The sequence below is a fragment of the Mycolicibacterium gadium genome, assembly GCF_010728925.1.
Taxonomy (GTDB): Bacteria; Actinomycetota; Actinomycetes; order Mycobacteriales; family Mycobacteriaceae; genus Mycobacterium; species Mycobacterium gadium.
In genome coordinates this window covers 3,235,933-3,261,495 of record NZ_AP022608.1, presented here as the reverse complement: position 1 = coordinate 3,261,495, position 25,563 = coordinate 3,235,933, and the positions used below count along the sequence as shown (strand labels likewise).

At 63.4% G+C, this 25,563-nt stretch carries 25 protein-coding genes; all 25 read left to right on the top strand.

The features are described 5' to 3' along the window. Positions 1–39: 39 nt before the first annotated feature. The 25 genes from G6N36_RS16000 (at position 40) to G6N36_RS15880 (ending at position 25,541) form a co-directional block, all read left to right on the top strand. The gene (locus G6N36_RS16000) at positions 40–426 is read left to right on the top strand and encodes an SCP2 sterol-binding domain-containing protein (RefSeq protein WP_163687425.1); all 387 of its coding nucleotides are present in this window, start codon (positions 40–42) and stop codon (positions 424–426) included. A 166-nt stretch (positions 427–592) separates the two neighbouring features. Continuing rightward, positions 593–1,669: a dihydrodipicolinate synthase family protein gene (locus G6N36_RS15995; protein ID WP_083129042.1), complete on the top strand. Its 1,077-nt coding sequence runs from the start codon at positions 593–595 to the stop codon at positions 1,667–1,669. A 945-nt stretch (positions 1,670–2,614) separates the two neighbouring features. Continuing rightward, a complete protein-coding gene (locus G6N36_RS15990; protein ID WP_083129082.1) occupies positions 2,615–3,124 on the top strand; it encodes an aromatic-ring-hydroxylating dioxygenase subunit beta in 510 nt (169 codons plus the stop codon). Positions 3,125–3,246: 122 nt separating this feature from the next. Then, positions 3,247–4,470: an FAD-binding protein gene (locus G6N36_RS15985; RefSeq protein ID WP_235690078.1), complete on the top strand. Its 1,224-nt coding sequence runs from the start codon at positions 3,247–3,249 to the stop codon at positions 4,468–4,470. Between the two features lie 102 nt (positions 4,471–4,572). Continuing rightward, complete coding sequence (locus tag G6N36_RS15980; protein ID WP_308205963.1) at positions 4,573–4,944, top strand: 4Fe-4S dicluster domain-containing protein; 372 nt, start codon at positions 4,573–4,575, stop codon at positions 4,942–4,944. A gap of 196 nt (positions 4,945–5,140) precedes the next feature. Next, a complete protein-coding gene (locus tag G6N36_RS15975) occupies positions 5,141–6,601 on the top strand; it encodes an aldehyde dehydrogenase family protein (RefSeq protein WP_163687421.1) in 1,461 nt (486 codons plus the stop codon). Positions 6,602–7,156: 555 nt separating this feature from the next. Then, positions 7,157–7,666 carry an aromatic-ring-hydroxylating dioxygenase subunit beta gene (locus tag G6N36_RS15970; protein WP_083129082.1) on the top strand — a complete coding sequence of 170 codons (510 nt, stop codon included), beginning with the start codon at positions 7,157–7,159 and terminating at the stop codon, positions 7,664–7,666. A gap of 60 nt (positions 7,667–7,726) precedes the next feature. Next, positions 7,727–9,094: an aromatic ring-hydroxylating dioxygenase subunit alpha gene (locus G6N36_RS15965; protein WP_083129047.1), complete on the top strand. Its 1,368-nt coding sequence runs from the start codon at positions 7,727–7,729 to the stop codon at positions 9,092–9,094. A 64-nt stretch (positions 9,095–9,158) separates the two neighbouring features. After that, the gene (locus G6N36_RS15960) at positions 9,159–9,941 is read left to right on the top strand and encodes an SDR family NAD(P)-dependent oxidoreductase (RefSeq protein WP_179964942.1); all 783 of its coding nucleotides are present in this window, start codon (positions 9,159–9,161) and stop codon (positions 9,939–9,941) included. Between the two features lie 57 nt (positions 9,942–9,998). Beyond that, positions 9,999–11,024 carry a 2,3-butanediol dehydrogenase gene (locus G6N36_RS15955; protein WP_163687419.1) on the top strand — a complete coding sequence of 342 codons (1,026 nt, stop codon included), beginning with the start codon at positions 9,999–10,001 and terminating at the stop codon, positions 11,022–11,024. After that, positions 11,021–12,124, top strand: coding sequence for a beta propeller repeat protein (locus G6N36_RS15950; RefSeq protein WP_233151270.1), 1,104 nt, complete (start codon positions 11,021–11,023; stop codon positions 12,122–12,124). The genes G6N36_RS15955 and G6N36_RS15950 overlap by 4 nt, the downstream gene beginning before the upstream one ends. Continuing rightward, entirely contained in the window at positions 12,121–13,302 is a 1,182-nt protein-coding gene (locus tag G6N36_RS15945) for an aromatic ring-hydroxylating oxygenase subunit alpha (protein WP_163687417.1), read from the top strand. Before G6N36_RS15950 ends, G6N36_RS15945 begins: the two co-directional genes overlap by 4 nt. Next, positions 13,296–13,793 (top strand): aromatic-ring-hydroxylating dioxygenase subunit beta, encoded by a 498-nt coding sequence (locus G6N36_RS15940; RefSeq protein WP_069416746.1) that lies wholly within the window; start codon positions 13,296–13,298, stop codon positions 13,791–13,793. Before G6N36_RS15945 ends, G6N36_RS15940 begins: the two co-directional genes overlap by 7 nt. Positions 13,794–13,821: 28 nt before the next feature. Beyond that, positions 13,822–14,220, top strand: a complete 399-nt coding sequence (locus G6N36_RS15935) for an SCP2 sterol-binding domain-containing protein (RefSeq protein ID WP_163687414.1) — start codon at positions 13,822–13,824, stop codon at positions 14,218–14,220. A 2-nt stretch (positions 14,221–14,222) separates the two neighbouring features. Next, positions 14,223–14,741, top strand: a complete 519-nt coding sequence (locus tag G6N36_RS15930) for a peptidase associated/transthyretin-like domain-containing protein (RefSeq protein WP_083129054.1) — start codon at positions 14,223–14,225, stop codon at positions 14,739–14,741. 133 nt (positions 14,742–14,874) lie between these two features. Then, on the top strand, positions 14,875–15,684 hold the full coding sequence (locus tag G6N36_RS15925; RefSeq protein WP_083129055.1) for an MlaE family ABC transporter permease: 810 nt from the start codon (positions 14,875–14,877) through the stop codon (positions 15,682–15,684). Then, complete coding sequence (locus G6N36_RS15920; RefSeq protein WP_163687411.1) at positions 15,681–16,538, top strand: ABC transporter permease; 858 nt, start codon at positions 15,681–15,683, stop codon at positions 16,536–16,538. Before G6N36_RS15925 ends, G6N36_RS15920 begins: the two co-directional genes overlap by 4 nt. A gap of 5 nt (positions 16,539–16,543) precedes the next feature. Beyond that, the gene (locus G6N36_RS15915; protein ID WP_083129057.1) at positions 16,544–17,887 is read left to right on the top strand and encodes an MCE family protein; all 1,344 of its coding nucleotides are present in this window, start codon (positions 16,544–16,546) and stop codon (positions 17,885–17,887) included. Between the two features lie 58 nt (positions 17,888–17,945). Then, complete coding sequence (locus G6N36_RS15910) at positions 17,946–18,974, top strand: MCE family protein (protein WP_083129058.1); 1,029 nt, start codon at positions 17,946–17,948, stop codon at positions 18,972–18,974. Then, a complete protein-coding gene (locus tag G6N36_RS15905) occupies positions 18,971–20,299 on the top strand; it encodes an MCE family protein (protein ID WP_083129059.1) in 1,329 nt (442 codons plus the stop codon). Before G6N36_RS15910 ends, G6N36_RS15905 begins: the two co-directional genes overlap by 4 nt. Continuing rightward, positions 20,296–21,645: an MCE family protein gene (locus tag G6N36_RS15900; protein ID WP_083129060.1), complete on the top strand. Its 1,350-nt coding sequence runs from the start codon at positions 20,296–20,298 to the stop codon at positions 21,643–21,645. The genes G6N36_RS15905 and G6N36_RS15900 overlap by 4 nt, the downstream gene beginning before the upstream one ends. Then, positions 21,642–22,781, top strand: coding sequence for an MCE family protein (locus G6N36_RS15895; RefSeq protein WP_083129061.1), 1,140 nt, complete (start codon positions 21,642–21,644; stop codon positions 22,779–22,781). Before G6N36_RS15900 ends, G6N36_RS15895 begins: the two co-directional genes overlap by 4 nt. After that, the gene (locus G6N36_RS15890) at positions 22,781–24,241 is read left to right on the top strand and encodes an MCE family protein (RefSeq protein WP_083129062.1); all 1,461 of its coding nucleotides are present in this window, start codon (positions 22,781–22,783) and stop codon (positions 24,239–24,241) included. Before G6N36_RS15895 ends, G6N36_RS15890 begins: the two co-directional genes overlap by 1 nt. Continuing rightward, on the top strand, positions 24,238–24,885 hold the full coding sequence (locus G6N36_RS15885) for an Rv1363c family protein (RefSeq protein ID WP_163687408.1): 648 nt from the start codon (positions 24,238–24,240) through the stop codon (positions 24,883–24,885). Before G6N36_RS15890 ends, G6N36_RS15885 begins: the two co-directional genes overlap by 4 nt. Next, complete coding sequence (locus G6N36_RS15880) at positions 24,882–25,541, top strand: hypothetical protein (RefSeq protein ID WP_099042074.1); 660 nt, start codon at positions 24,882–24,884, stop codon at positions 25,539–25,541. Before G6N36_RS15885 ends, G6N36_RS15880 begins: the two co-directional genes overlap by 4 nt. The last annotated feature ends 22 nt before the right edge of the window (positions 25,542–25,563 follow it).

The window sequence follows — 25,563 nt, the reverse complement described above, 5'->3', positions numbered from 1 at the left end:
GACAGACGAGACGGCGAAAAACGATCATATGGAGGTGAAATGGCGATCCAGTTCCTGACCGACGACTGGGCGACTGCGGTGACCGACGCTGCGAATTCTGACGAGAAGTTCCGCATTGCAGCGACGGGACATGACGTGGTGCTGCGCGTATCCGTGTCGCAGAGCCCGGCCAGCGATGACTACTACATGCATTTCTCTGACGGGTCACTCATCGTGGGTATCGGGTCGCCACCGCGCACGCCCGACGTTGAGGCCGAGCTCAGCTACGAAACGAACGTCGAGCTGTCTCGGGGAGCGCTCAACGGCCAGACTGCGGCCATGACCGGGCAGATGAAAGCTGTCGGCAACATGATGAAGATGATGTCGATCGGAAAAGCCCAGGATCGGCTCGCTGAACTCGAGAGCGGCTTAGACATCGACTACTAGCACGGATCGCGGCGCCTAAGTTGACTTCGCCCGAGGGACGGGATTCCACGAACGGGTATGCATCGGCACCGACCATCGACTCAAGTCCCACCCTGGGCGGTCTCGCGCGACCATACCGCCAATAAAACCCATTCCGAAGATCCTCAAACCAGATTGGACACGGCTCATGACAACACGTAGCAGCGAACTCGTTCCCAGCGACATGAAGGGGCTGTGGGGATTCGTGCCAGCCTGCTCGACGCCGGACGCCGCCGATGTCAACGCGGTCGACACGATCGACACCGATGCGCTCGCGTCTCTGGTGGATCGACTGGTGCGTGATGGTGTCGACGGCATCGTCACGACCGGCAGCGCCGGCGAGTCGCACACCCTTTCCGACGACGAATACCGCACGCTCATCACCGCGGTCGTGGAGACGGTAAACGCCCGGGTTCCGGTGTTCGTTGGTGCCAGCACGCTCAACACGCGCGACTCGATCCGACGCGCCCGCGTCATCGCCGACCTCGGGGCGGACGGCATCATGAGCGGACCGCCGATGTATTTGCCGCAGACTGCCGAGAACGCGGTCCAGTACTACAAAGACCTCGCCGAGGCCGTTCCGGAGCTGGCGATCATGATCTACCAGAACCCGCACGCGTTCCGCATCACATTGCCGCCCGGTGCATTCAGGGAGCTGGCCCAGATTCGCAATATCGTTGCGCTCAAGCAGACCTCGATGGACATCTTCAATGTGATCGGCGCCATCAAAGCGGTCAAGGACAAGATGTCGGTCCTCGTCTTGGACCAATTGATGTACCCCGCAATGATGTTCGGTGCTGCCGGAGCGTGGAGCATCGACGTATGCATGGGTCCCTGGCCCGCGCTTTCGCTGCGCGATGCATGCCAGCGTGGCGACTGGGCAGAGGCCGCGACCATCGCCGACCAGATGCAGGCGCCATTTCGAACGCTGGGCTTGACTATGGAGGAATTCCAAGCCATGCAGTCCGCCTGGTGGAAGATCGCAATCGACACTGCGGGCTATGGGCGTGCTGGGGCTGCTCGGCCGCCCTTCGTTCACATACCGCAGACCGTCGTCGACTCCGCGCACCGCTACGGTGAACGCTGGGCAGGACTTGCGGAGCGCTACCACCGGTCAAGGGAAGCCGCTGGGCTGCCGCCTGCCGCGGCGAACGGCACCCCCGCCTCGTCGTCGACGCCGGGAAAGAACCTTCAGGGCGACCTGCTGACCACGCCCGCCACCTAGGCGTCTAGGTCTGTAGCCAACGTCGCCAGCCCACTCAGCACCGGCTGAACTTCGGGAAGGACTGCCAAGCCGAGCACTGCGACGGTGGCGAGGTTGAACAATGCCGCCTGCTCGCGGCCACCGACCTGGTGGGCTTCTCCAGAGCCCGTGCACGATGATGGGTCAGCCAGTCAGGATTGTGATCGAGAGCAGCGTCAGGATAGGAAGTCGCACCCGACCCAACGCGTCGCCGAGCACCCAGATGTTCGGCGTAACAAGCGTTTTCGCCGCCGTGGCCGCAGCGAGCATGTCACAAGTCACAAGCGCCACGGGCGGTCTGCCAGGGACCACGCCGGCGATCACTCGGAGATGTCCGAACCCATAGGTGCGACAATCATCATCGCCTGCCGACCCGGGCGATCCGGGGAGAGAAGCCGGCTAACGCCCGCAACCGGGGTGTTTGTCGGCTTCGCCGCGGACAGTAGCGGCAGCGACCGCCGCGAGCGCTTTCTGTTCCCGAGCCCCGCGGCCGAAAGCTCCCAGCAGGGCACCGGCAGCACGACGACATCGCCAAAACCTCCGCCGTGACCGGCTGGCGGCCCCGGCGCAAAGGCAAGTCGGTCAACGAGATCAACACGTCCCGGTCTCGATCTTGCTTGAACTGCCGCAGCCTGCCGAGCGCGTCGTAAATGCCTGATTCGTCAGGATTTAGCGTGATCTCGCCGACATAAGGTGACGCGTCAGGCGCCCGGGTATCGCGCATCGGCTGGAGCCGCCACGTGAGCTCGCGTCCAGATCGGTTGTGCAGCATCGTCGTTAGCTCCGCGCCGTTTTGGTCGTGGTTCATTCCGACATGGCGTCTTGACGGGCCGGTGTGACGTATCTAGCATTCTCTACAGCGGAGGACGCATCTGTTCAGCAGAATAGAGAGTGAGTGTTGACGGGTTGATCGAGGAGTTCGGTGTGATGAATGCGGTCGGGGTCGATCGGGATACCCGTGAGGCTGTCGAGGCGTTCATGTTCCGGGAGGCGGAGCTACTCGATGGGGGGCAGTTCCGGGAATGGTTGGGTCTGCTCGACCCCGACATCCGGTATGTGGTTCCGGTGCGCACCACGAGGGAGGACTCCGCGGGTTGGGTGGGCGCGATCGCGCACTGGAACGACGACTACACGGGTTTGGAGATGCGGGTTCTTCGCGGCGAGACGGACTTCTCGTGGGCCGAGTCACCTCGGTCGCGGACCCGGCACTTCGTGTCCAACATCCGCACGACTGCCGGACCGGGGACTGATGAGTTGACCGTGCGCTCGAACCTGTTGTTCTTTCGCAGCCGCGGAGATAGCGGCCGCTGGGAGTTGCTCTCGGCCGAACGCGTCGACGTGTTGCGCCGGACCGACGATTCGCTGCGGCTGGCTCGGCGCGAGGTGTTGCTCGACCACTCGACGTTGCCCATCGACAACCTGTCGGTATTCCTGTAGGGCCAGCTCCCCTCACCACCTCCTCGTGGATATCGCCAATTCCAGAAAGGGCCCGACCATATGACCACCGAAACAACCGAGACGGACGTGATCGAGATGTTGGTGAAGGCGTGACTGACGTTATGGGCAGTGACCTGGATGTGTCGGTCCAAGAATGCGACGTCTTGGTGGTGGGTGGGGGAATTGGCGGAGTGCGGGCAGCACTACGGGCCGCCGAGTTGGGGTCGTCGGTGATTCTGGTGGAGAAGGCGGTGGTGTCTCGGGCAGGGCCGATGACGTATGTCCACAGCCAATACGCCCCTGATCACCGGGTGCAGGGTGAGGAGATGACAGAGTGGGCGCGCGAGTTCGTAGTGGGCAGCAATTATTTGGCCGATCAGGATTGGGTGCAGCAGTACATAGCCGAGGCCTATGACAGGGTTAACGAGCAGATCGGGTGGGGTGTGCCCTATTCCACCCATAAGGATGGGTCGCTGAAGTATGTGACGGTCCGCGGCCATAACCTTGGCACCACGCTGGGTGTGGATGGTCGCGTGTGTATGGAAATCCTCAAGGAGAGGATGAAGGCGGCGGGGGTGCGTCTGTTCGAGCGAGTCGATGTGATCGATCTGCTGACCACCGACGGGTGCCGGCCCACCGCTGGTGCGGTGTGTGGTGCGGTGGGGGTAAACGTTGTCACTGGCCAGTGTCATGTCTTTACGGCGGGCAGCGTCATCCTCAACACCGGCCCCTGGTATCCCAAGCTGCATTACGCGTTCGCCGACCATTGCAGCGGCGAGGGGCATGTGGCGGCGTGGCGAGTGGGTGCCGAGTTCGCCGGCATGGAGTTCGGCCAGTTCGCCGCCTGGAGTTACTTCAATCGTTCATTCTTCACACCGGGTCAAGCCAAGATTCAGGGGATCGGTGGCAAGTTCTGCAACGTGGCGGGCGAGTACTTCATGGACCGCTATGACCCGATCTGGGGGGATAAGGGCGGGCTGTTCACCATCGCGCGCGCGATCATGACCGAGATGGTGGAGGGCCGAGGGCCGTGCTATCTCGACTTGCGTCACGTACCACAGGCGGATCTAGAGGTGCTGTATGAAGTGTCTCCGACGGTGCGGCGCGCCTTTACCGAGTTTGAGGTCGATCCCTCCACTGACCTGCTGGAGGTGACCCCGTTCATCGTGCTCGGCACGAGCAGCACCAGCGGTCCCACGATCGACTTGGACGGAGCCACCACAGTGCCCGGCCTGTACGCGGCCGGGTATGGCACGGCGTGTAGCGCGTCAGTTCTCGACTGCGGGGTCGCGGAGTGTCTGGGGCAGGCGGAGATCGCTCCGATGCCAGGTCCGGCCTGTGTGTGATCCGGCATTCGGGTAGGCACGGGATTCGCGGCACTGCGGCGGCGGGCGCGCGCGCGCCGAAAGTCGCAGCGCGCGATACGCCGCGCAGTCCGGCGAATAGTCGTGGCCGGTGCAGGCCCCGCCCGGCCGCCATCCAAGTCCATATACCGTGCCGCAAGGCTACCGCGAGGAGGCGGCGGTTCAGTGATCGAAAGCATCGACGAGACAACGTGCGACGGGTGCAACGTCTGCATCGACAGCTGCCCAACCGGGGTGATCCGGCTGGTGGAGGGCGACGAACCGTGGGCCACGACCAAGTGGCGAGCCAAGATCATCTACCCCAACGACTGTCATTCCTGTCGGTTGTGCGCAATCGATTGCCACGTGGACGCGATCGTTGTCAGCCACGCACTAGTGATCCCGGACCCCTTCCTCCCGGGCGTAGAGCCCCTCGACGGCAGCGGCGACTCTCCGCCCGACGAAAATAAAACTTGATGTCCTTCGGAGTAGCGCAAGCCGGGACGTGTTCGGCTTCGGCAAGGTCCAGGCTGCGGGGTCAGGCGATGATGGTCGCCCGATGCGGCCGGCGCCGGATTCGGCACTTATCTGGCGGTCGCCGGGCGATCCTCCGATGACCCAGACATGGCTCCCACAAATCAACCGTTCCCCGCAGGAAAGTTAGGACTTCGGCATGATCAACGCAAACCTCATCATCAACGGACGTGAGGAAACATCCGACCGGACGATCGACGTCGTCAGCCCGGCTGATATCCGAGTACTGCTCGGTTCGGTCCCAGACGCCGCACCCGGGCAGGTCGACGAAGCGGTTGCAGCGGCCTCAATGGCGTTCCCAGAATGGTCGTCGCGGCCCCTGGAAGAACGCCAGGGAGCACTACTTGCCGCCGCAGGCACGATCCACGACATGATCGAGGAATATGCGCCGATCCTGAGCCGGGAGAACGGAAAGATCCTCGAAGAGTCGCACGTCGACCTCGAATTCGCGTCGGGCATTTGCGGCTACACCGCAGGCATTTCGGCTGAAATCCTGGCAGACCAACAGATTCGCGACACCGGGGGCACGACCCTCATCCGCCGCCGCCCAATCGGGCCGGTGGCCGCCATCACGCCGTGGAACTTCCCGGTGGTCCTGGCATTCATGAAGCTGGCGCCCGCGCTCGTCGCCGGCAACACAGTCGTGTTAAAGCCGGCGGCAAACTCCCCGTTGGTTCTCGCTGAAGTCATCCGAGCCCTTCAACAGCACTTTCCTCCGGGCGTGCTCAACATGGTCACCGGAGGCGACGCGGTCGGAGAAGCACTCGTCGCTCACCCGAGAATTCGCAAGATTGGTTTCACCGGCGGCATCGATACCGGGCGCAAAGTTATGGCCGCGGCCGCGCGCGACATCAAGCGGGTGACGCTCGAGCTGGGCGGAAACGACCCTGCGATCCTCCTCGACGACGTCGACCTCTCGCCCGAGACTATGCGGCAGATCGTAAAAGGCGCGTTCGCGACCACCGGCCAGGTGTGCTTCGGTCTCAAACGTATCTACGTGCCGACCCGCATCCACGACCGCTTCGTGGAAGCGTTCTCAGCCGCCGTGGATGAAATCGTCGTCGGGCCCGGCGACGACCCCCGAGTCACCATGGGGCCGCTGAACAACGCTCAGCAGAAGAACCTCGTCGAGAAGATCGTGGACGACGCGCGCTCGAGCGGCGCGACCGTCACCACCCTCGGGCAGCGGCTCGATTCGGCGGCCTGGGACCACGGCCACTTCATGATGCCCAGCGTGGTCACTGCGGCTGATCCCCGCCTCGCAATCGTCGAAGAGGAACAGTTCGGCCCGGTAGTGCCCGTGCTGAAATACGACGAACTGGACGACGTGATCCGGCTCGTGAATCAATCGCAATACGGGCTTGCCGCCTCGATCTGGACGTCAGATGAAGAGCGGGCGTTCCTGCTTGGCCGTCGGTTCGACACCGGCTCCGTCTTCATCAACAGCCACACCTTCACCTCCCTCGACCCCCGCGCACCCTTCGGTGGGGCGAAAGCAAGCGGCTTGGGACGCGAATTCTCTCCAGCCAGCCTGGATTCCTACACCGAATTACAAACAATCAGCCGTCGCATCGGGCCGCCAGGCCCTCCGCTGTCCTGAGTCCGGCCGGGAGCCTGACCGACACATAAACGTCACGGGCGTAGATCCGCGACGACGACGCGGCGGTATCGATGCATAGGGATAACTCCGCCGAAGGTGCGGAGGCATGAGCGGCGCGTGCTTTAGCAGGCTGCCGCCATTAATGATCCATTCCAGCCCTCTAATCGCGGCGATTCGACCCTCATAACGTAGGGACCGGCCAATAGACGTGCGTGTGCTGCCGCGCGTTGACGAGGAAAACGCCGGCAGCGCTCTCACCGACAGTGCGCACATTGCAAGGGCCGCCGCCGCTGTCAAGCCGCCGGGCAAGGCGACGACCGGGCGATACATCCGGTTGTCGTCTGCAGGTTCGCTGGCCGTCAATGACGTGTGCCGTGGGGCTGGTTCGGGGAGCGCCGTGGGGCTTGCTGTGGGAGCCGTTTTGGTCGTGGTTCATTCCGACATGGCGTCTTGACGGGCCGGTGTGACGTATCTAGCATTCTCTACAGCGGAGGACGCATCTGTTCAGCAGAATAGAGAGTGAGTGTTGACGGGTTGATCGAGGAGTTCGGTGTGATGAATGCGGTCGGGGTCGATCGGGATACCCGTGAGGCTGTCGAGGCGTTCATGTTCCGGGAGGCGGAGCTACTCGATGGGGGGCAGTTCCGGGAATGGTTGGGTCTGCTCGACCCCGACATCCGGTATGTGGTTCCGGTGCGCACCACGAGGGAGGACTCCGCGGGTTGGGTGGGCGCGATCGCGCACTGGAACGACGACTACACGGGTTTGGAGATGCGGGTTCTTCGCGGCGAGACGGACTTCTCGTGGGCCGAGTCACCTCGGTCGCGGACCCGGCACTTCGTGTCCAACATCCGCACGACTGCCGGACCGGGGACTGATGAGTTGACCGTGCGCTCGAACCTGTTGTTCTTTCGCAGCCGCGGAGATAGCGGCCGCTGGGAGTTGCTCTCGGCCGAACGCGTCGACGTGTTGCGCCGGACCGACGATTCGCTGCGGCTGGCTCGGCGCGAGGTGTTGCTCGACCACTCGACGTTGCCCATCGACAACCTGTCGGTATTCCTGTAGGGCCAGCTCCCCTCACCACCTCCTCGTGGATATCGCCAATTCCAGAAAGGGCCCGACCATATGACCACCGAAACAACCGGAACAGCTGACGCGACCGATCCCTACCTGCGGCTCGCGTTGCGCGACGTAGCGGACGGGCTCAAGGTCGGGCGCTTACCGGCCCGCGTCGTCAGCGATCCTGCGCTGCACACGATCGAGATGGAGCGGATCTTCGGACGAGCGTGGGTGTTCCTCGGACATGAGTCGGAGTTGACCAAGTCCGGCGACTTCGTCGTGCGGCACATCGGGGCCGATTCGGTGATCGTTTGCCGGGACAGCTCCGGCCGGATCCAGGCGCTGTCCAATTCTTGTCGACACCGTGGTGCGCTCGTGTGCCGGGCGGAGATGGGAAACACCGCGCATTTCCAGTGCCCGTACCACGGCTGGGTGTACAGCAACACCGGCGAGCTCGTCGGTGTGCCGGCGATGAGGGAGGCCTATCCCGGCGGCTTCGACAAGTCGCAGTGGGGATTACGTCACATCCCCCATGTCGACTCGTACGCCGGATTCATCTTCGGCAGCGTCGATCCTAAAGCGCCCAGTCTGACCGACTACCTCGGCGACACGACGTTCTACCTCGACCTCATTGCGAAGAAGACGGCGGGCGGTTTGGAGGTGATAGGGGCACCGCATCGATGGGTGATGTCGGCGAACTGGAAGACAGCCGCCGACAATTTTGTCGGCGACTCCTACCACACCCTCTTTGCTCACCGCTCCATGGTCGAGCTGGGAATGGCGCCCGGTGACCCGAACTTCGCGAGCGCACCAGCGGAGATCTCGCTGCAGAACGGCCACGGCGTCGGCGTACTCGGCTTTCCGCCCACGCTCGCCGATTTTCCCGAGTACGAGGGATACCCCGACGAAGTCGTCGACCAGATGGCGGCGTCCTATCCGTCGCCGGCACACAAGGACATGATGCGACGCTCGGCCTTTATTCACGGCACCGTGTTCCCGAATTTGTCGTTCATCAACGTGACCATCGCGCCGGACCATATGTCGCCCCCAACCCCCTTCATCACGTTCCGGGTGTGGCATCCGCTCTCTCATGATCGGATGGAGATCCTCTCCTGGTTCCTGGTCGAACGCGACGCTCCGGAATGGCTGCGCGATGCGTCCCAGGCGTCCTACGTCAACAACTTCGGCCCGGGCGGTGTTTTCGAACAGGACGACGCCGAGGCATGGAAGGCCATCACCGAATCTGTCCAGGGTCCGTTCGCCGGTGCAGGCCTGCTGAACTACGAGATGGGCATGGACTTGACTCCGCTCACCGACTGGCCAGGGCCGGGAGAGGCTCTCCCGAGCGGGTACGCAGAGCAGAACCAGCGGCGGTTTTGGGGGAGATGGCTGGAATACATGGGCCAACCTGCCGCATTCGGTGGGCGTGCTTGATGAACCTGTTACCCAGGCTGTGCGCGAAATGCGCCCGTCCAACGATCGGCGCCGCGTGAGTGCCGTGACGGCGGGGGACCGCCGGGTCGCGATCGTCACCGCCGCCGCGGCGGGGATCGGTAAGGCGATCGCCATGCGGTGGTGCCGCGAAGGTGGGTGCTGTGTCATGGCCGACACCGACGGCGAGGGTCTCGATGCCGCCGTGGCCGAATTGGCCGAGTCCGGCGCGGCAGTTTGCGGCGTCGCCGGCGACGTTTGCCTCCGCGAGGTCGCCAACGGTGTCGTCGAACGGACAATGACCGAGTTCGGGCGGCTCGACTCACTGTTCAACGTCGTCGGCGGGAGCCTGGCCCGCAATGTTGAGGAGATCAGCGAGGAGCAGTGGCGCAGCCAGATCGACATGAACCTCGGCAGTGTCTTTCAGATGTCCAAACCCGTAATCCCCTTGCTACGCCAGCGTGGCGGCGGATCGATCGTTAACGTCGCATCGACGGCCGGGATTCTGGCCGAGAACAGGTGCTCCGCCTACAGCGCGAGCAAAGGCGGGGTCGTGCTGCTCACGAAAAACATGGCCCTCGACTTCGCTCGCGACAACATCCGCGTGAACGCGATCGCCCCTGGGGGCACCCGTACGCCGAGGATCGAACGGTTCCTGGCCGAGCACCCCGAACACGCCTCGATGATGGTTGACCTCTGCGCGATGCAGCGTTTCGCAGGACCAGACGAGATCGCTGCACCGGCTGTGTTTCTTGCCTCGCCCGAGGCGTCCTACATCACTGGTGCCGTGCTGCCGGTCGACGGAGGCATGACCGCCGGCGTCACTTTCCGGGCGTTCGAGGCGGTATGAGCATGGTCCCTAACCATTGGAATCGTCGCCGGACCCACGAAAGCGCCGCGGGCTGAGATGGAAGCGATCGTTCTGAACGGCAACAACGACGTCGGGCTGACATCGGTGCCAGACCCGGCGCCGCAGGCCGGTGAGGTCATCATCGAGGTGGCGGCGACCGGACTGTGTGGAACTGACCTCCACGAGTTTGTCGCGGGGCCTACCTTCTCGCAGCCGCCAGTGGTGCTCGGCCACGAAATCTCGGGCCGGATCGTTGAGGTTGGAGCGGGCATCGACCAATCCCGCATTGGCGAGGGCGCCGCGGTGATTCCGATGGACTTCTGCGGGAGCTGCCACTATTGCCACCGGGCGCTCTATCACTTGTGCCAGCGCCCAGGGTGGATCGGCTTCACCCGAAACGGGGGCTTGGCGAACTACGTCGCAGTGCCATCTCGGCTCGCGGTCCGAGTGCCGGACGTGGTGGACCTCGAGGTGGCGGCGCTGACCGAGCCGACGGCGGTGGCGTTCCACGCGGTGCGGCGAGCGAAACTGCTCCTCGGCGAAACGGTGATGGTCCTCGGCGCCGGGGCACTCGGGCTCACCGTGATCCAGTGCGCACGCGCAGCCGGAGCTGCGCGAATCTACGTCACAGAGCCAAGCGGCGTGCGGGCCAGCCTGGCGCGCGACCTCGGCGCCACGTTGGTGCTCGATCCGCATGACCCCGGGACCACCGCGTGCATCCTGGAGGAGACCCGCGGCGTAGGGGTGGACGTGGTCTTCCATGTGGCGGGCAGCGCGGAGGCGTTCACACAGGGCCTGGACTGCCTCCGCAAACAGGGCCGTTTCATGGAGATGTCGTCGTGGGCCGGCGCGGCCTCGCTCGATGTCAACCGCCATCTGCTCAAGGAGATTCAGCTCCGGATGGTTTTCGGTTACGACATGTTCGACGATTTCCCGGCCGTTCTCGCCCTGATCGCCGACGGAAAACTCGCGCTCGCGCCGCAAATCACCGCTCGAGTCCCGCTGGACCGCGCCGTCAAGGAGGGATTGGGCGGGCTATTGGAGGGCCGGGAGGGTCTGGTCAAGGTGCTGGTGAAGCCGTGAGTGAGGGAGGCTTGATGGTCGTCGCCGCGACAAGCCGCGGTGTATTCACCGTGTCCGGCGACGGCAAGGCCCGGGCCTGGCCCGAGTTGCCGGGGCAGGTCATGGCCATGGCTGTCCAGGACGAGCGCGTCGCCGTCGCCGTCCACAAGCACGGCGTGTTTCTGGCCACCGCGGGCGCAGACCACTGGACTGACCTCGGCGATGGCCTCGCCCACCGCGACGTGCGCGCGCTGGCGTTCGATCCGCACACGCCCAACGCGCTCTACGCCGGAACAGAACCAGCGCACTTGCTGCGGTGGCAAGACGGGATCTGGGCCGAGTGTGGAAACGTCCTCGGCGTACCCGAAGCGAAAAGGTGGAGCTTCCCCATCCGCCCGGGAATCGCGCACGTCCGTACCATCGCCGTGCACCCACTAGAAGCTGACGTCGTCTACGTCGGCATTGAAGTTGGATCCCTCCTGATCACCCGGGACCGGGGACAGACGTGGGAGGAGATCGATGGCCTCGGTCACGACATCCACCGCGTGGTCCTGCACCCGGAAGCTCCCGACCGGCTCATCGTCACCACCGGCCAAGACACCAAGCCTTACCGCGGCGGCAAGGGCATTTACCGCAGCACCGACCGCGGATCGAGCTGGGTGCAGTCCAACAACGGACTTGGCGAGCGCAACTACACCGAAGACGCGATCGTGGTGCATCCCGCCGACCCCGACGTGGTGTTCCTCGCCGCCGCCGACGGCATCCCACCGAAGTGGGCTGCAGTGCGCCGGCTGGTGATGGGCGTGATCAACGGCAACGTCTATTTCTTGTCGCCGTCCAAACTGCGCCGACGCCGCGGCGCCGACGTGGGATTCTTCCGCAGCAACGACGGTGGCGCCTCCTGGGTACGGCTGGATAGCGAGGACGACCGCGGCCTGTTCGACATGGTCTGGGCGCTGGAAGGCGAGCTCACTGAAGGCGGCGAGCTGCTGCTGTACCACGGCACCACGGCGGGTGGGCTTTACGTGTCGGAAGACGAGGGCCACACCTGGAAGTGCCTGGCCGACGGCCTGGGCGCGATCACCCACATCGCGACGCCGAAGAAGGGAACAGCGCAGTGAAGCTTGGACCGACGCTGGAGTTCGACCACATACAGCCGGCGATCCGGAAACGGTTCACCTCTGCCGCGGACATCCCCAAAGAGGTGTTCAGCGACCCCGACGTCTACCGGGAAGAGCTCACCCGCATCTTCTATGGCCCCTACTGGCATCCGATCGCGCACCGGGCCGAGCTGGCCGAGCGCAACGCCTTCCGGACGAGATGGCTGGCCGACGTGCCGCTGCTGATGGTGCGAGACGGCGATGACCGCATCCGCGTGTTCGTCAACTCCTGCGCCCATCGGGGAACGCTACTGGAACAGCGCCGGTGCGGGGTGGCGGAGCGATTCGAGTGTCCGTATCACCGGTGGCTCTTCAACAATGACGGCCGTTTCGCCGGCGCGCCCCGCCGCATGCAGTTTCGCCCGGACTTTCGCGAGGAGGACTACGGCCTCCGGGAGCTGCACGCAGTCGAGGCGTGGGGTTTGATCTTCGTCAGCATGGCTGAGCAGCCGCCGCCGTTCGACGATTATCTCGGCGATAGCGCGGATCCGTTGCGCGACTGCATGGTCGATGACGGGAACTTGACGTTGCTGGGCTACCAGACGGTGGTGTTTCAGAGTAATTGGAAAACCTACATCGACAACGATCCCTATCACGCGCCGCTGCTGCACAGCGCATTCAAACTGCTCAACTGGCAGGGCGGCAGCGGAAACGTCTTGGTCAGCAAGCCCTATGGGCACATGTCGATTCTGTACGATGCGCAACCCTACGTGGACAACGGTTTCCTGGCTGACCCGAGTGTGGTCACGCGGATGGGGGATGACAGCCGAGCCCGCGTGATTGCGTTACGGCCGGTTACCGGGATCGTGCGTCACGTCGACACAATCAACATCCGGTACGCCCGCCCGCTGGGGGTTGATCGAACCGAGGTGCGATACACGTTCTTCGGCCATGCCAGTGACACCGAGGACTTCGCACGCCACCGAGTCCGCCAGTCGTCAAACCTGCTGGGGCCGAGCGGCTTCATCAGTATCGAGGACGCCGCCGTCTACAACCGCGTGCAGGCGACCGCGCGTGACGGCGGCTATCAGCGCTTTGTCGCCGGCGTCGGCCGACCATTGTCGGAGTCGTCGCAGAACGACGAGGTCGCCAATACCGGCTGGTGGGCGCACTACCAGGAGGTGATGGAGTTTTGCTGACATCGAGCGTCGAAGATCGGCGGGCACGTGCCGCGTACCTGGTGGACGAACTGCTGGCAGCCTACGCCCGCGCAGTCGACGATCAAGACTTCACCGCGTGGCTTGCCCTGTTCGCGCCGGAATGTGCCTACGAGGTGCGCGCGATGGAGAACGTCCGTGAGGGGCTGCCGCTGGCGTACATGATGGACGATTGCCGAGAACGGCTGGCCGACCGCGTGAAGATGATCCAGGAGGTCTGGGCGGGCACGGTTGAACCCTACGACACCCGCCACTTTCAGCAGCGTGTGGCGATGCGTGAGCTCGGCGAAGACCGCTGGGACGTACGGTCCAACGTCCTCGTCACCTACACCGGCGCCTCCGGCGAGCCCGGGATCTTGGTCAGCGGCTACAGCGAAGACGTCGTCGTCTTCGACGGTGAAACCGCGCTGTTTCAGCAGAAATTCGTGGTGGTGGACAACACTCCGCCGCGCTATCTGGTGTACCCCGTTTGACTCGTCGACCGAAGGAGTGGATTAGATAATGAGTGCCGTTGCGTTGATGTCGCCCGAGTGGGCACGCGCGTACCGCGACCTGTGGAACGACTCGGCCGAGATCCGGCAGGGCGCCAAAGAGTTGAGCATGCTCATCGAATGGCGAGTTCAGGACGCCAACGACCAGGTCTCACAGTTGGCGATCACCGAAGGTGAGGCCGTCTACGGCGGGGTGCAGATCGAAGGGCGAAAGCCTGACTTCGTTCTGACTGCAACCGCGAGCGTCTGGCACCGGGTCGCGGACGGCGAGCTCGGCGTAGCGAACGCCATCGCGACGCGCAAGATCAAATTCGTGGGCCCGGTCAAGGTGGCGATGGCGAACATGGCGGTGCTCGGCGCCGGACTCCGCCTCCTAGGTCAGGTCGACGGACTCGTCTGGGGAGACTGAGGATGGCAGCTGCTTCGCGGTGGCGTTGGGACCGGAGGGCCGGCGCCTCCGGGGCCATTCAGTTTCACGGGGTGATCACCGGTGAAGATGGTCGACCAGTTCCTGACGCCTTGATCGAGACCTGGCTTTCCGCGGGCGACGACAACAACGCGGTGGAAAAGACCGGACTGCTTCGGAGCGACGGCTGGATTAATGCTCGACCGACGTGCGTCATCACCGACCAGCAGGGTCGATACAGCGTGAAAATGGTGCCGCCTCAAGCACCTGAGCACGGATCAGCACCGTTCATAGCGGTATCAGTAGAAGCCCGGGGGGGTCTCGATCGGCTGATCACCCGCGCCTACCTTCCGGGGTGCCATCTCGCCAAAGACTCCCTGCTGCGCCGCTTGCCCGCCGAGCAGCGGCAAGCCCTTATCACGACCCGCGACGACATCGGACTTCGTTTCGACATCACACTGCGGCCAGCAATTTGCGTGACGGCTGAAACCTCTGATGAGTCGCGCCAGGGAGCAGTGACGTGAACGTTTTGGGGCGATGCGGCCTCGCCGTACCGGCTGTCATGGACGCATTCTGGCGATGCTGTTGGCGTCGGCGTGGCCGCGGCGACGCCGACGGTCCCGGAGGCGCACCTCAGCACGGTAATGGGGTCTTCGAGTGAAGCGCTTTTCCCTCCGTAACACGGTCGCAGCCTTCCCGACAGCGGCTGACGTCAAAGCGCTGAAACCACTCAGCATTATTGGCGGGCTCTACGCGATGACGCTGGACATGCTCGTCGCGATGGTCAAGCCACCGTTCCAATGGCGCGAGTTCCTCTTCCAAACATGGTTCGTGGCGCGGGTTTCTGTGGTTCCCGCGCTGACGTTGTCGATTCCCCTCGTTGTCCTCACGTCATTCACCTTCAACACGTTGCTCAGCGAATTCGGCGCCGCCGACTTCTCAGGAACCGGCGCAGCCTTGGGCGCGGTCAACCAGATCGGCCCCTTCGTCACCGTTCTCGTCGTGGCGGGTGCGGGCGCTTCGGCGATGTGCGCCGATCTCGGGTCGCGCACCATCCGCGAGGAAGTCGATGCGATGCGGGTCCTGGGGCTTGACCCGATCCATTCCCTTGTCGTCCCCAGGGTGCTGGCGACGACGACGGTCGCGGTGCTCCTGTCATCTGTCGTGACCGTGACTGGTCTCTTGGGCGCTTTCTTGTTCTCGGTGTACTTCCAGCACGTGACTCCCGGGTCATTCGTTGCCAGTATGACGCTGCTCACCGGTCTCAGCGATGTCCTCGTGTCTCTCGTCAAGGCCACGCTGTTCGGTTTCGTGGCAGGTCTGATCGCCTGCTACCAAGGCTTGCGGGTGCAAAAAGGCGCGGCCGGTGTGGGTAACGCGGTCAACGAAACCGTTGTCATTGCCTTCTTGTTGCTGTTCGTCGTCAATGCCATCGTCACTGCGGTCGGGTTCGAGGTCACGAAATGAGCGCCGGCGTTGTCTTTCGGCAGCGGTTTCCCGGCACCGCCCGCTCGTTGAGTCGGTGGCGGGCCAAGTGGAGAGATCTCGGCGATCAGGCTCACTTCTACGGGCAGTCGGTCGCCTCGATAGTGCAGGCGGTGGGTATTTATCGGGCTGAATTGCTGCGCCAGATCGCCGCGATCGGTCTCGGAGCGGGATCCTTAGCGGTGGTTGGTGGCACCGTGGCGGTCGTTGCCTTCTTGAACATATCGACCAGCGGCGCCCTCGCAAGTCAGGCCTACAACCAGATGTCTCAAGTCGGCGTGGAAGCGTTGGCGGGCTTCACCTCTGCCTTCGTCAACGTTCGGCTGGTAACCCCGGCCAGCTCCGCCTTCGCGTTCGCCGCGACGATCGGTGCTGGTACCACCGCGCAGCTGGGCGCAATGAAAATCAACGAGGAGGTCGACGCGCTAGCGGTGATGGGCATCCGGCCCATCGCCTATCTGGCCTCCACCCGTTTGCTCGCCGGCATGATCGTGGTCATTCCACTGTATTGCGTGGCCTTGTTGATGTCGTTCTTCTCGGTACGGGTCATCACCACCGCTTTTTACGGGCAAGGGCCCGGAGTATTCGACCACTACTTCGACACCTTTCTCAGTCCGCAGGCTGTGTTCTTCTCCTTCGCCGTCACGGTCGCCGAAGTGCTGGTGATCATGTTGATCCACACGTACTACGGACTTAACGCCACCGGCGGGCCCGCGGGCGTGGGCGAAGCGGTCGGGCGCGCGACCCGGACCTCACTGATCGCGTCTCAAATGGTGATTCTGTTAGTCACCCTGGCTCTCTACGGCCAGACCGGCAACTTCAACTACGCGGGGTGACGCATATGGCAGACGGTATGGGCGCTCGTCGGATCTCCCCTGAATGGTGGGCGATGTTGCTCGTCGTGGGCATCGTCGCGGCGGTGGTGCTAAGTCTGACCATGTTCAACAGGACGTTCACCCCAAGCGTGACGGTGACTCTGACAGCGGACCGCTCCGGTCTGGTGCTGGAGCCCAACTCCCGCGTGAAGATGCGCGGGGTGCAGGTCGGCCGCGTCAGTTCTGTCGGCGGCGGAGACTCGACCCGCATCCAGCTGGACATTGACCCTGCCCAGATTCAATACATCCCGGCCAACGTCGAGGCGCGAATCCAATCGATATCCCTGTTCGGGGCGAAGTACGTCGACCTCGTCTACCCACCCAACCCAAGCCCACAGCGGCTGTCCGCGGGAGCGGTGCTGAGATCATTGAACGTCGCCACCGAGGTCAACACCGTGTTTCAAAACGCGGTGCAGCTGATCAAGGCGATCGACCCGTTCAAGCTGAATGCTGTACTCAGCGCGCTTGCCGAGGGCGTGAGAGGACAGGGCGACAGGATCGGCGAAGCGATCACCGCGAGCAATCAGGTTCTGCTGCAGCTGAATCCGCGCACAGACACTCTGCGCGAGGACTTCCGCGCGCTTAAAGGTGTCAGCGACACCTACAGCGCCGCGGCAAAGAACATCATCGACACCCTGGCCGCCGCGACCACCACCAGCGCGACAGTCACCAGCCATGCCCAGCAACTCGATGCGCTGCTGCTCAACGTAGTGGGGCTGTCGCGCAGCGGAGTGGACCTGCTAGGGGCCAGCAAAGACAACCTGGTGACTGCGGTCAACCTGCTGGAACCCACGACGAACTTGCTTATGAAGTACAACCCCGAGCTCACCTGCTTGATCGTCGGCGCCAAGACCACTCTGGACTCCGGCTATGCCGACATGCTTGGCGGAAACGGCAAGTCTCTCATCATGGACGCTGAGCTGTTGCCGGGATACGACCCGTACCGGTATCCGAAAAACTTGCCCATCAACGCTGCTAAGGGCGGGGAAGGAGGCAAGCCCGGGTGCGGCTCGCTCCCCGACGTCGCCCAGAACTTCCCGGTGAGACAGCTGATCGCCAACACCGGCTTCGGCACCGGATTGGATTGGCGGCCCAATCCCGGCATCGGATTCCCCGGGTACGCCAACTACTTCCCGGTGACTCGGGCGGTCCCCGAACCGCCGAGTATCCGCTACCCGGGCGGCCCGGCGCCCGGTCCCATGCCCTACCCCGGTGCGCCGCCCTACGGCGCACCCCAGTACGGCCCCGACGGAACGCCCCTATATCCCGGGGTCCCGCCACCGCCGTCACGGGGACCCACACCACCGTGACCGCCCGCCACGCAAATGGTTCGAAACATACCCGCAAATGTCGGAGGGGAGCATAGCCGTGACCAATAGAGTGTCGGCTGTCTTGTGGCGCCTCGGCATCTTCGTGCTCGTGTGCGCTCTGGGTGCATTTGCCCTCTTTGCCGTCTTCGCGCAGCTGCGCTTCGAGCGCGAACAGACCTATACCGCTGTCTTCACCAACGTCAGCGGACTGGAGAGCGAGGATTTCGTCCGCATCGCCGGTGTGGAGGTCGGCAAGGTCCAAACAATCACAGTCCGCGATGACTCCACGGTCCAGGTCGAGTTCGGGGCCGACGACTCGGTGGTACTCACCGACGGCAGCCGCGCTGTCATCAAATACGACAACCTGATCGGAGACCGCTACCTGGCGATCGAGGAAGGCGCGGGCGGGACCAAGAAACTGCGGCCCGGCGACACAATTCCGTTGAATCGCACCGCGCCCGCACTGGATCTGGACGCGGTGATCGGTGGGTTCCGGCCGCTGTTCCGCGCCCTGGACCCCACACAGGTCAACACTCTCACCAGCCAACTCATCGCAGCTTTTCAGGGTCAAGGCGCCACAATCGGTTCCATACTGGCTCAGACCGCAGCGCTGACGAACACTCTGGCCGACCGAGACGAGCTGATCGGGCAGACCATCGTCAACTTGAACGCGGTGCTGGGATCGCTGGGCGAGCACAGCGAGCAATTCGGCAAGGCTATCGACTCGCTGTCGGAGCTCGTACACGGGCTGCAAGCCCGCAAGCAGGACATCAGCAACGGAGTGGCCTACGCCAACGAGGCTGCCCGCTCGATCGCCGACCTTCTCGCACAAGCCCGACCACCGCTGCAGAAAACTGTGCACGAGACCGATCGCACCGCGACCGCTGTGCTCGCAGATCGTGACTACTTCGACAACCTCCTCAATACATTGCCCGACGCCTACCGAGTACTGCTGCGGCAAGGGCTCTACGGCAACTACTTCGCCTTTTACCTGTGCGATCTGCTGCTGAAAGTGAATGGAAAGGGCGGACAACCCGTGTACATCAAGCTGGTCGGACAAAGTAGCGGCAGGTGCACACCCCAATGAAGCCGTTCGCGGAGCGCAACTTCGTTCTCATGGGAACCATCGGTGTATTGGCCACCGCCGTGCTCGTAGTCGGCGCGCTCAACTACAGCAAGCTGCCGTTCGTCTCCTCCGGCAAGACCTATTCGGCATATTTCGACGAGGCTGGTGGACTGACCACCGGAGCCCCGGTGCGGGTGTCGGGCGCTCCCGCCGGCCAAGTCGAGAGCATCACGCTCGACGGGCAGTGGGTACTGGTCAAGTTCACGGTGGCCGACGGTATCCGGCTGGGGGACCGCAGCGAGGCGTCGATCAAGACGACCAGTGTGCTTGGCAATAAGGTCCTTGATCTCACCACCCGCGGCGCGGGGACACTCTCCGGCGCCATCCCTGTCGAGCGGACGACCTCACCGTATCAATTGCCGGACGCCCTCGGAGACCTTACGACTACCATCAGCGGGCTCGACACCGAGCAGCTGTCAACGTCGTTAACAGTGCTGTCCCAGACGCTCCAAGACACCCCCGATGACCTGCGCCTCGCCGTCGCAGGTGTCGCACGTTTCTCGGAAACTCTCAACCAGCGCGATGCCCGGCTGCGCGAACTGCTCGCGAACGCCGCCAAGGCGACCACCGTCCTGGGCGAACGCACTACCGACATAGTGCGTCTGATCTCCGACACCAATGCGTTGCTGGCGCAGCTGCGTTCGCAAAGCGCTGCGCTGGATGAGATCTCGACGAACATCACTCAGCTCAGTCGGCAGATCGCCGGGTTCATTGCGGAAAACAAGACGACGCTCAAACCTGCACTCGACAAACTCAACGAGGTTCTCGCGATCCTCGACAACCGGAAAGTTCAGATCCAAGAGTCCATCAAAGGACTGGCGGCCTATGCAATGCAGTTCGGCGAGACCGTCGCTGCCGGTCCCTTCTTCAACGCTTACCTCGCCAACCTAGTGCCTGGACAGTTCATTCAACCGTTCGTCGATGCGGCATTCTCCGATCTCGGTCTGGATCCCAACGTGCTGCTGCCCTCCGAGCGCACCGACCCCCAGGTGGGCCAGCCCGGCACCCCGGCGCTACCGATTCCATATCCGAGGACCGGCCAGGGCGGCGACCCCAAATTGACTCTGCCGGATGCGATCACTGGAAACCCGGGCGATCCCCGCTACCCGTACCGCGAACCCGTACCGGCCCCGCCGCCAGGCGGCCCGCCGCCAGGTCCGCCGGCACCCCCGCCACCCGATCAGCAGTTCCCACAGCCGCCGACGCCAAGCCCGGTCTTCGTGCCGGCGCCCGACGAAGTCGCGCCCGGACCAACAGACTCCTCGATCCCCCAAGGCAGACCATGACAAACTCTCGGACCAAACTCGCATTGGCAATCGTTTTGGTCAGCCTCATTGTGGGCGGCGCGATTGCGGTGACGCGTGCGGCACACCAGGTCGATCGTGTGCACGTCGTCGCCTACTTCGACAACAGCAACGGAGTGTTCGTCGGCGATGATGTGCGTATAAAGGGCGTTCGCGTAGGCGGGATCGAGGCCATCGAACCGCAGCCCACACTAGTCAAAATCGCGTTCTGGTTCGACGCCAAATACACGGTGCCCGCCGAGGCCAAAGCGGTGATCCTGTCGCCGACGCTGGTGACCTCTCGCGCCATCCAATTGACCCCCGGCTACACCGGTGGCCCGATGCTGCAGGACAACGCCGTCATCCCCAGAGAACGCACCGCTGTTCCAGTGGAGTTCGACGAGTTCCGGCAACAGCTCGAACGGTTGACGACACTGCTGCAGCCAACCGAGCCCGGCGGAGTCAGCACGCTGGGCGCCCTGGTAAACACCGCCGCCGACAACTTGCGTGGCCAAGGCCCGGCAATACGCGACGCCATCATCAAGTTGTCACAGTCGGTGTCCGCGCTAGCCGATCACAGCCCGGACATCTTTAGCAGCGTCAAGAATCTTTCGACACTCGTGTCTGCGCTGCAGGACAGCACTGTGCTGGTACGTCAGCTGAATCAGAACCTGGCGGCGGTAACCGGGCTCCTGACCAACAACCCGACCGAAGTCGGGGACGCTGTGAAGAACCTCAATGACGTGGTGGGCGACCTGACGGCCTTCGTCGCCGCAAACCGCGAGACGATCGGCGCCACGTCGGACAAGTTGACGTCGGTCTCCGATGCACTGACGGGCAGCATCGACGACATCAAACAGCTGCTGCATATCGCGCCGACGACGTTGTCAAACGCCGCCAACCTCTACAAGCCCGCCCAGGGCACACTCACCGGAGTGCTCAACGTCGCCAACTTTTCGGATCCAATTACTTTTTTGTGCGGCGCAGTACAGGCCGCCTCGCGACTGAACAGCGAACAATCGGCGAAATTATGCGTGCAGTACTTGGCGCCGATCATCAAGAACCGCCAATATAACTTCCCCCCGATCGGGGTGAACCCGTTCGTCCAGGCCAGCGCCCGGCCGAATGAAGTGACGTACAGTGAGGACTGGATGCGGCCGGACTACGTTCCGCCGCAACCGATTTCGCCACCCGATGCAACCGCCTCCGACCCGAATGCGCCGCCACCGCTTGCCGGGCCAGCGCTGCCTGCTGAAGCCCCGGTGCCGGTTTCTGGCCCGTCGGGTCAGCCCACCGATCCGGCCGCCGGGCTGCCCGGCATGATGATTCCACCCGGGGGCGGCTCATGACGGGGAAGCGCTGCTTTCGTGCCGCCGCGGTGCTCGTGATCGCGCTGACCATCGCCGCGCTGCCGGGATGCGGTTTTCGCGGCTTGAACTCCTTTCGGCTGCCCGGGACGCAAGGCCACGGGCAGGGCTCTTACACGATCCAAGCCGAAATGCCCGATGTCGAAAACCTTCAGCCGAACTCGCGTGTCCGAGTGGGTGACGTCAATGTGGGTACGGTCACGAAGATCGAGCGTCGAGGGTGGCATGCGCTGCTTACCCTCGCACTCGATGGTGGCGTCGACCTTCCCGCCAACTCGACCGTGTCGCTGGGTCAAACCAGCCTGCTGGGCTCGCTACACATCGAGTTGGCGCCCCCCACCGATGTTCGCCCGGCGGGAAAACTCCGGGCCGGTTCGCTGATTCCGTTGTCCTCGGCTGGGGCCTACCCGTCCACCGAACAGACCCTGGCGTCGGTCTCCCTCCTGCTCAACGGCGGCGGAGTGGGGCAGGTACAGGACATCACCACAGCACTCACGTCCGCGCTGGGAGGCCGCGAAAACGAATTCCGCAGCCTGCTCACACAACTGGACACCTTCACCGCCAACGTCAACGGTCAAATCGACGACATCATCGCGGCCACCGAGAGCCTCAACAATCTGGCCGCCCAGTTCGCCGCACAAAAACCGGTCATCGACAAGGCGCTAGAAACGATTCCCGACGCGCTGGCGGTGATTAACGCCGAACGCGACCAGCTCGTGGAGGCGGTCGACCAGCTCGGCAAATTCGGCGCACTGGCCGCCGACACAGTCAACCAGTCGCAGGAGTCATTGATCCAGATCTTGAACGACCTGGGACCGGTACTGGAATCACTGGCGAACGCCGGTCCCGCGTTGACCCGTTCACTGAACCTGTTCACCACGATTCCGTTTGTGAAAGACAACCTGACCAAGTGGTGGCGGGGTGATTACGCCAATATCACCACCATCGTCGACTTGACATTAAGTCGCATCGACGCGGCGCTATTCACCGGTACCCGGTTCGAAGGCAACCTCACCGAACTCGAATTGCAGTGGGGCCGCACGATCGGGCAACTGCCAAGCCCCTACACCGCGCGAAATCCGCTAATTGTCCCCTACCGGTTGGACCAAGGACCGTAATGTACCTGAGTAAACGAGTTCGGGTGCAGCTGGCCGTGTTCGGAGCGGTGACGCTGTTGGCCGGTGGAACCATGGGCTTCTACTACCTTCGGCTGCCGAGCCTGCTCTTCGGTGTCGGCCGCTATCAGGTCACCATGAAGCTTCAGGACTCAGCAAGCCTGTACGACAACGCCAACGTGACCTACCGCGGCGCGACGGTAGGCCGGGTCTCAGATGTCCGCCTCAGTGACACGGGCGTCGACGCCGTGCTGTCGCTGCAGTCAGACATCAAGATCCCGGCCGACCTCGACGCTCACGTGGGCAGCCAGACCGCGGTAGGCGAATTGTTCGTCGACCTCGTCCCGCGAAGCGGTGACGGCGCGCCGTTGGAGAACGGCGACGTGATATCGGCCGACCGCACCTCGGTCCCTGCCGACATCAACGCACTGCTGCGGGGTGTCAACACCGGTGTCCAAGCGATCCCGCGCAACAACCTCAAAACGGTGATCGACGAGTCCTACACGGCTTTCGGTGGTCTGGGGCCTGAACTTTCCCGGCTGACCCGGGGTGCCACCACGCTCGCGATCGATGCGCGCAACAACCTGCCTGCACTGACCACCCTGATCGACGAATCCAAGCCCGTCCTTGATACCCAGACCGAAACCTCCGACTCCATCCAGACCTGGGCAGCCAATCTCGCTCAAATCACCAATCAGTTGCAGCTGCACGACGAATCGGTGAAAGGCCTACTGGTCAACGGACCCCCCGCCGCTGACCAGGTACGTCAGCTGTTTGACCGCGTACGGCCCACTCTGCCCATCCTGCTGGCCAATATGGTCAGCCTCGGGCAAGTGGCCCTGACCTATCAACCTAATCTCGAGCAGATCCTCGCCCTCTACCCGATTGAGATCGCCGGCCTCCAAGGTGCCGCACTGGCCAACCGAAACACCAAACAGGACTACAAAGGTGTGTTCTTGTCCTTCAACCTGAACCTCAATGTGCCCCCGCCGTGCAGAACGGGATACCTACCCGCCCAACAGCAACGCGTACCGTCTGAAGTGGATTACCCACCGAAGCCCGCCGGTGACTTCTACTGCCGGATACCGCAGGAATCCGGCCTCACGAACGTCCGCGGAGCGCGCAACCTGCCCTGTGTGACTCGGCCGGGAAAGCGTGCGCCCACGGTGAAGATGTGCGAAAGCGACGAAAACTACGTACCACTCAACGACGGCACCAACTGGAAAGGCGATCCGAATGCGACGCTGTCCGGTCAGGCGGTTCCGCAGCTGCCGCCAGGAACGCCACCGCCCACCCCGGTGCCGGCGACCGCCCCGATTCCGGTCGCCGAGTACGACCCGAGCACAGGCAGCTACATCGGACCGGATGGAAAACAGTACAGGCAGGCGGATTTGGGCCGGAATGCTGCCGGGGATCAGACCTGGCAGGACATGCTGCTTCCGCCAAAGGACGGTGAACGGTGACCATCCACACCGCCGACGACCCGGCCGACGATCCCACAGCGAGTGGGACGGCCCCTGATGACACCGTCGATGTCGGTTCGGCCGAAGGCGCCGACGGCGGGGACCCCGAAGTCGCCAACGAAAAACAACATGGGGACACCGCGCCCCCCTCGCGAACCCCGATGCCGCCGCAGCGACTAGCGCTTGTGATGGGGTTGCTGGCGGCCGTGACGATGGCCGCTCTGACCAGTTGGCTCGGCTTCCAGACCTACCAAGCGCATCAGGCCGCCGAACAACGTCAGCTATTCGTGCAGGTCGGACGGCAAGGCGCACTGAATCTGACCACGATCGACTGGCAGCACGCCGACGTCGATGTAAAGCGCATTCTCGACTCGGCTACCGGCACGTTCTACGACGAGTTCTCCCAGCGGTCACAGCCGTTCATCGACGTGGTCAACAAGGTGAAGTCCAAATCGGTGGGCACCATTACCGAGGCCGGCTTGGAATCGCATTCCCGTGACACGGCCCAGGTGCTGGTCGCGGTCAGCGTGAAGACCACGGTCGGCGATGGGCCAGAACAGGAACCCCGGTCATGGCGAATGCGCGTCACGGTGCAGAAAGTCGGCAACGATGCGAAGGTCGCCGACGTGGAGTTCGTGGTATGAGGAATTCACCAGCGAAAGTCGAGCCCGATGACGGCGACGCCGCCCACTCCGCCGGAGCCGACGCCCAACCACCATCACCCGAGAAAACATCGAAGAGCGCGTCGGGATGCGAGGCCGCCGTAGCGCCAGAATGCCTGGACCGCGACGATGTGGCCTCGATAGCCGACCGTCGCGGCACTTTCGTGCGGATGCTCGGATTCTGGCTCTTGCCCTCAATCGCGTTGTTGCTGGCGCTGGGCGCGGCCTACTTCAAGTATCAAGAAGGAACCGCCAGTGACGAGGATCGCGCCCGCGTTGAAACCGTTCAGGTCGCCACCGAAGCGACGGTCGCGATGCTGTCCTACACACCCGAAACGGCAGCCGAGAAACTCAAGGCCGCGCGCGATCGACTGACGGGACCATTTCGCGGTTCATATACATCGTTGACTGAGGATGTCGTCATTCCTGGGGCACAGCAGCAACGAATCTCAGCCACCGCCAGGGTGTCAGCCGCCGCCTCCGTCTCCGTAAGCAAGAACCGTGCCATCGTCATGGTGTTCGTCGACCAAACCACCACTGTGGGCAAAGACGCGCCGACAGAGACCGACTCCGTAGTCCAGGTCAGCCTCGACAAGGTCGAATCCCACTGGTTGATATCGGGTTTCGAGCCGAAATGAGCACCATCCAAACTTCAAGGTC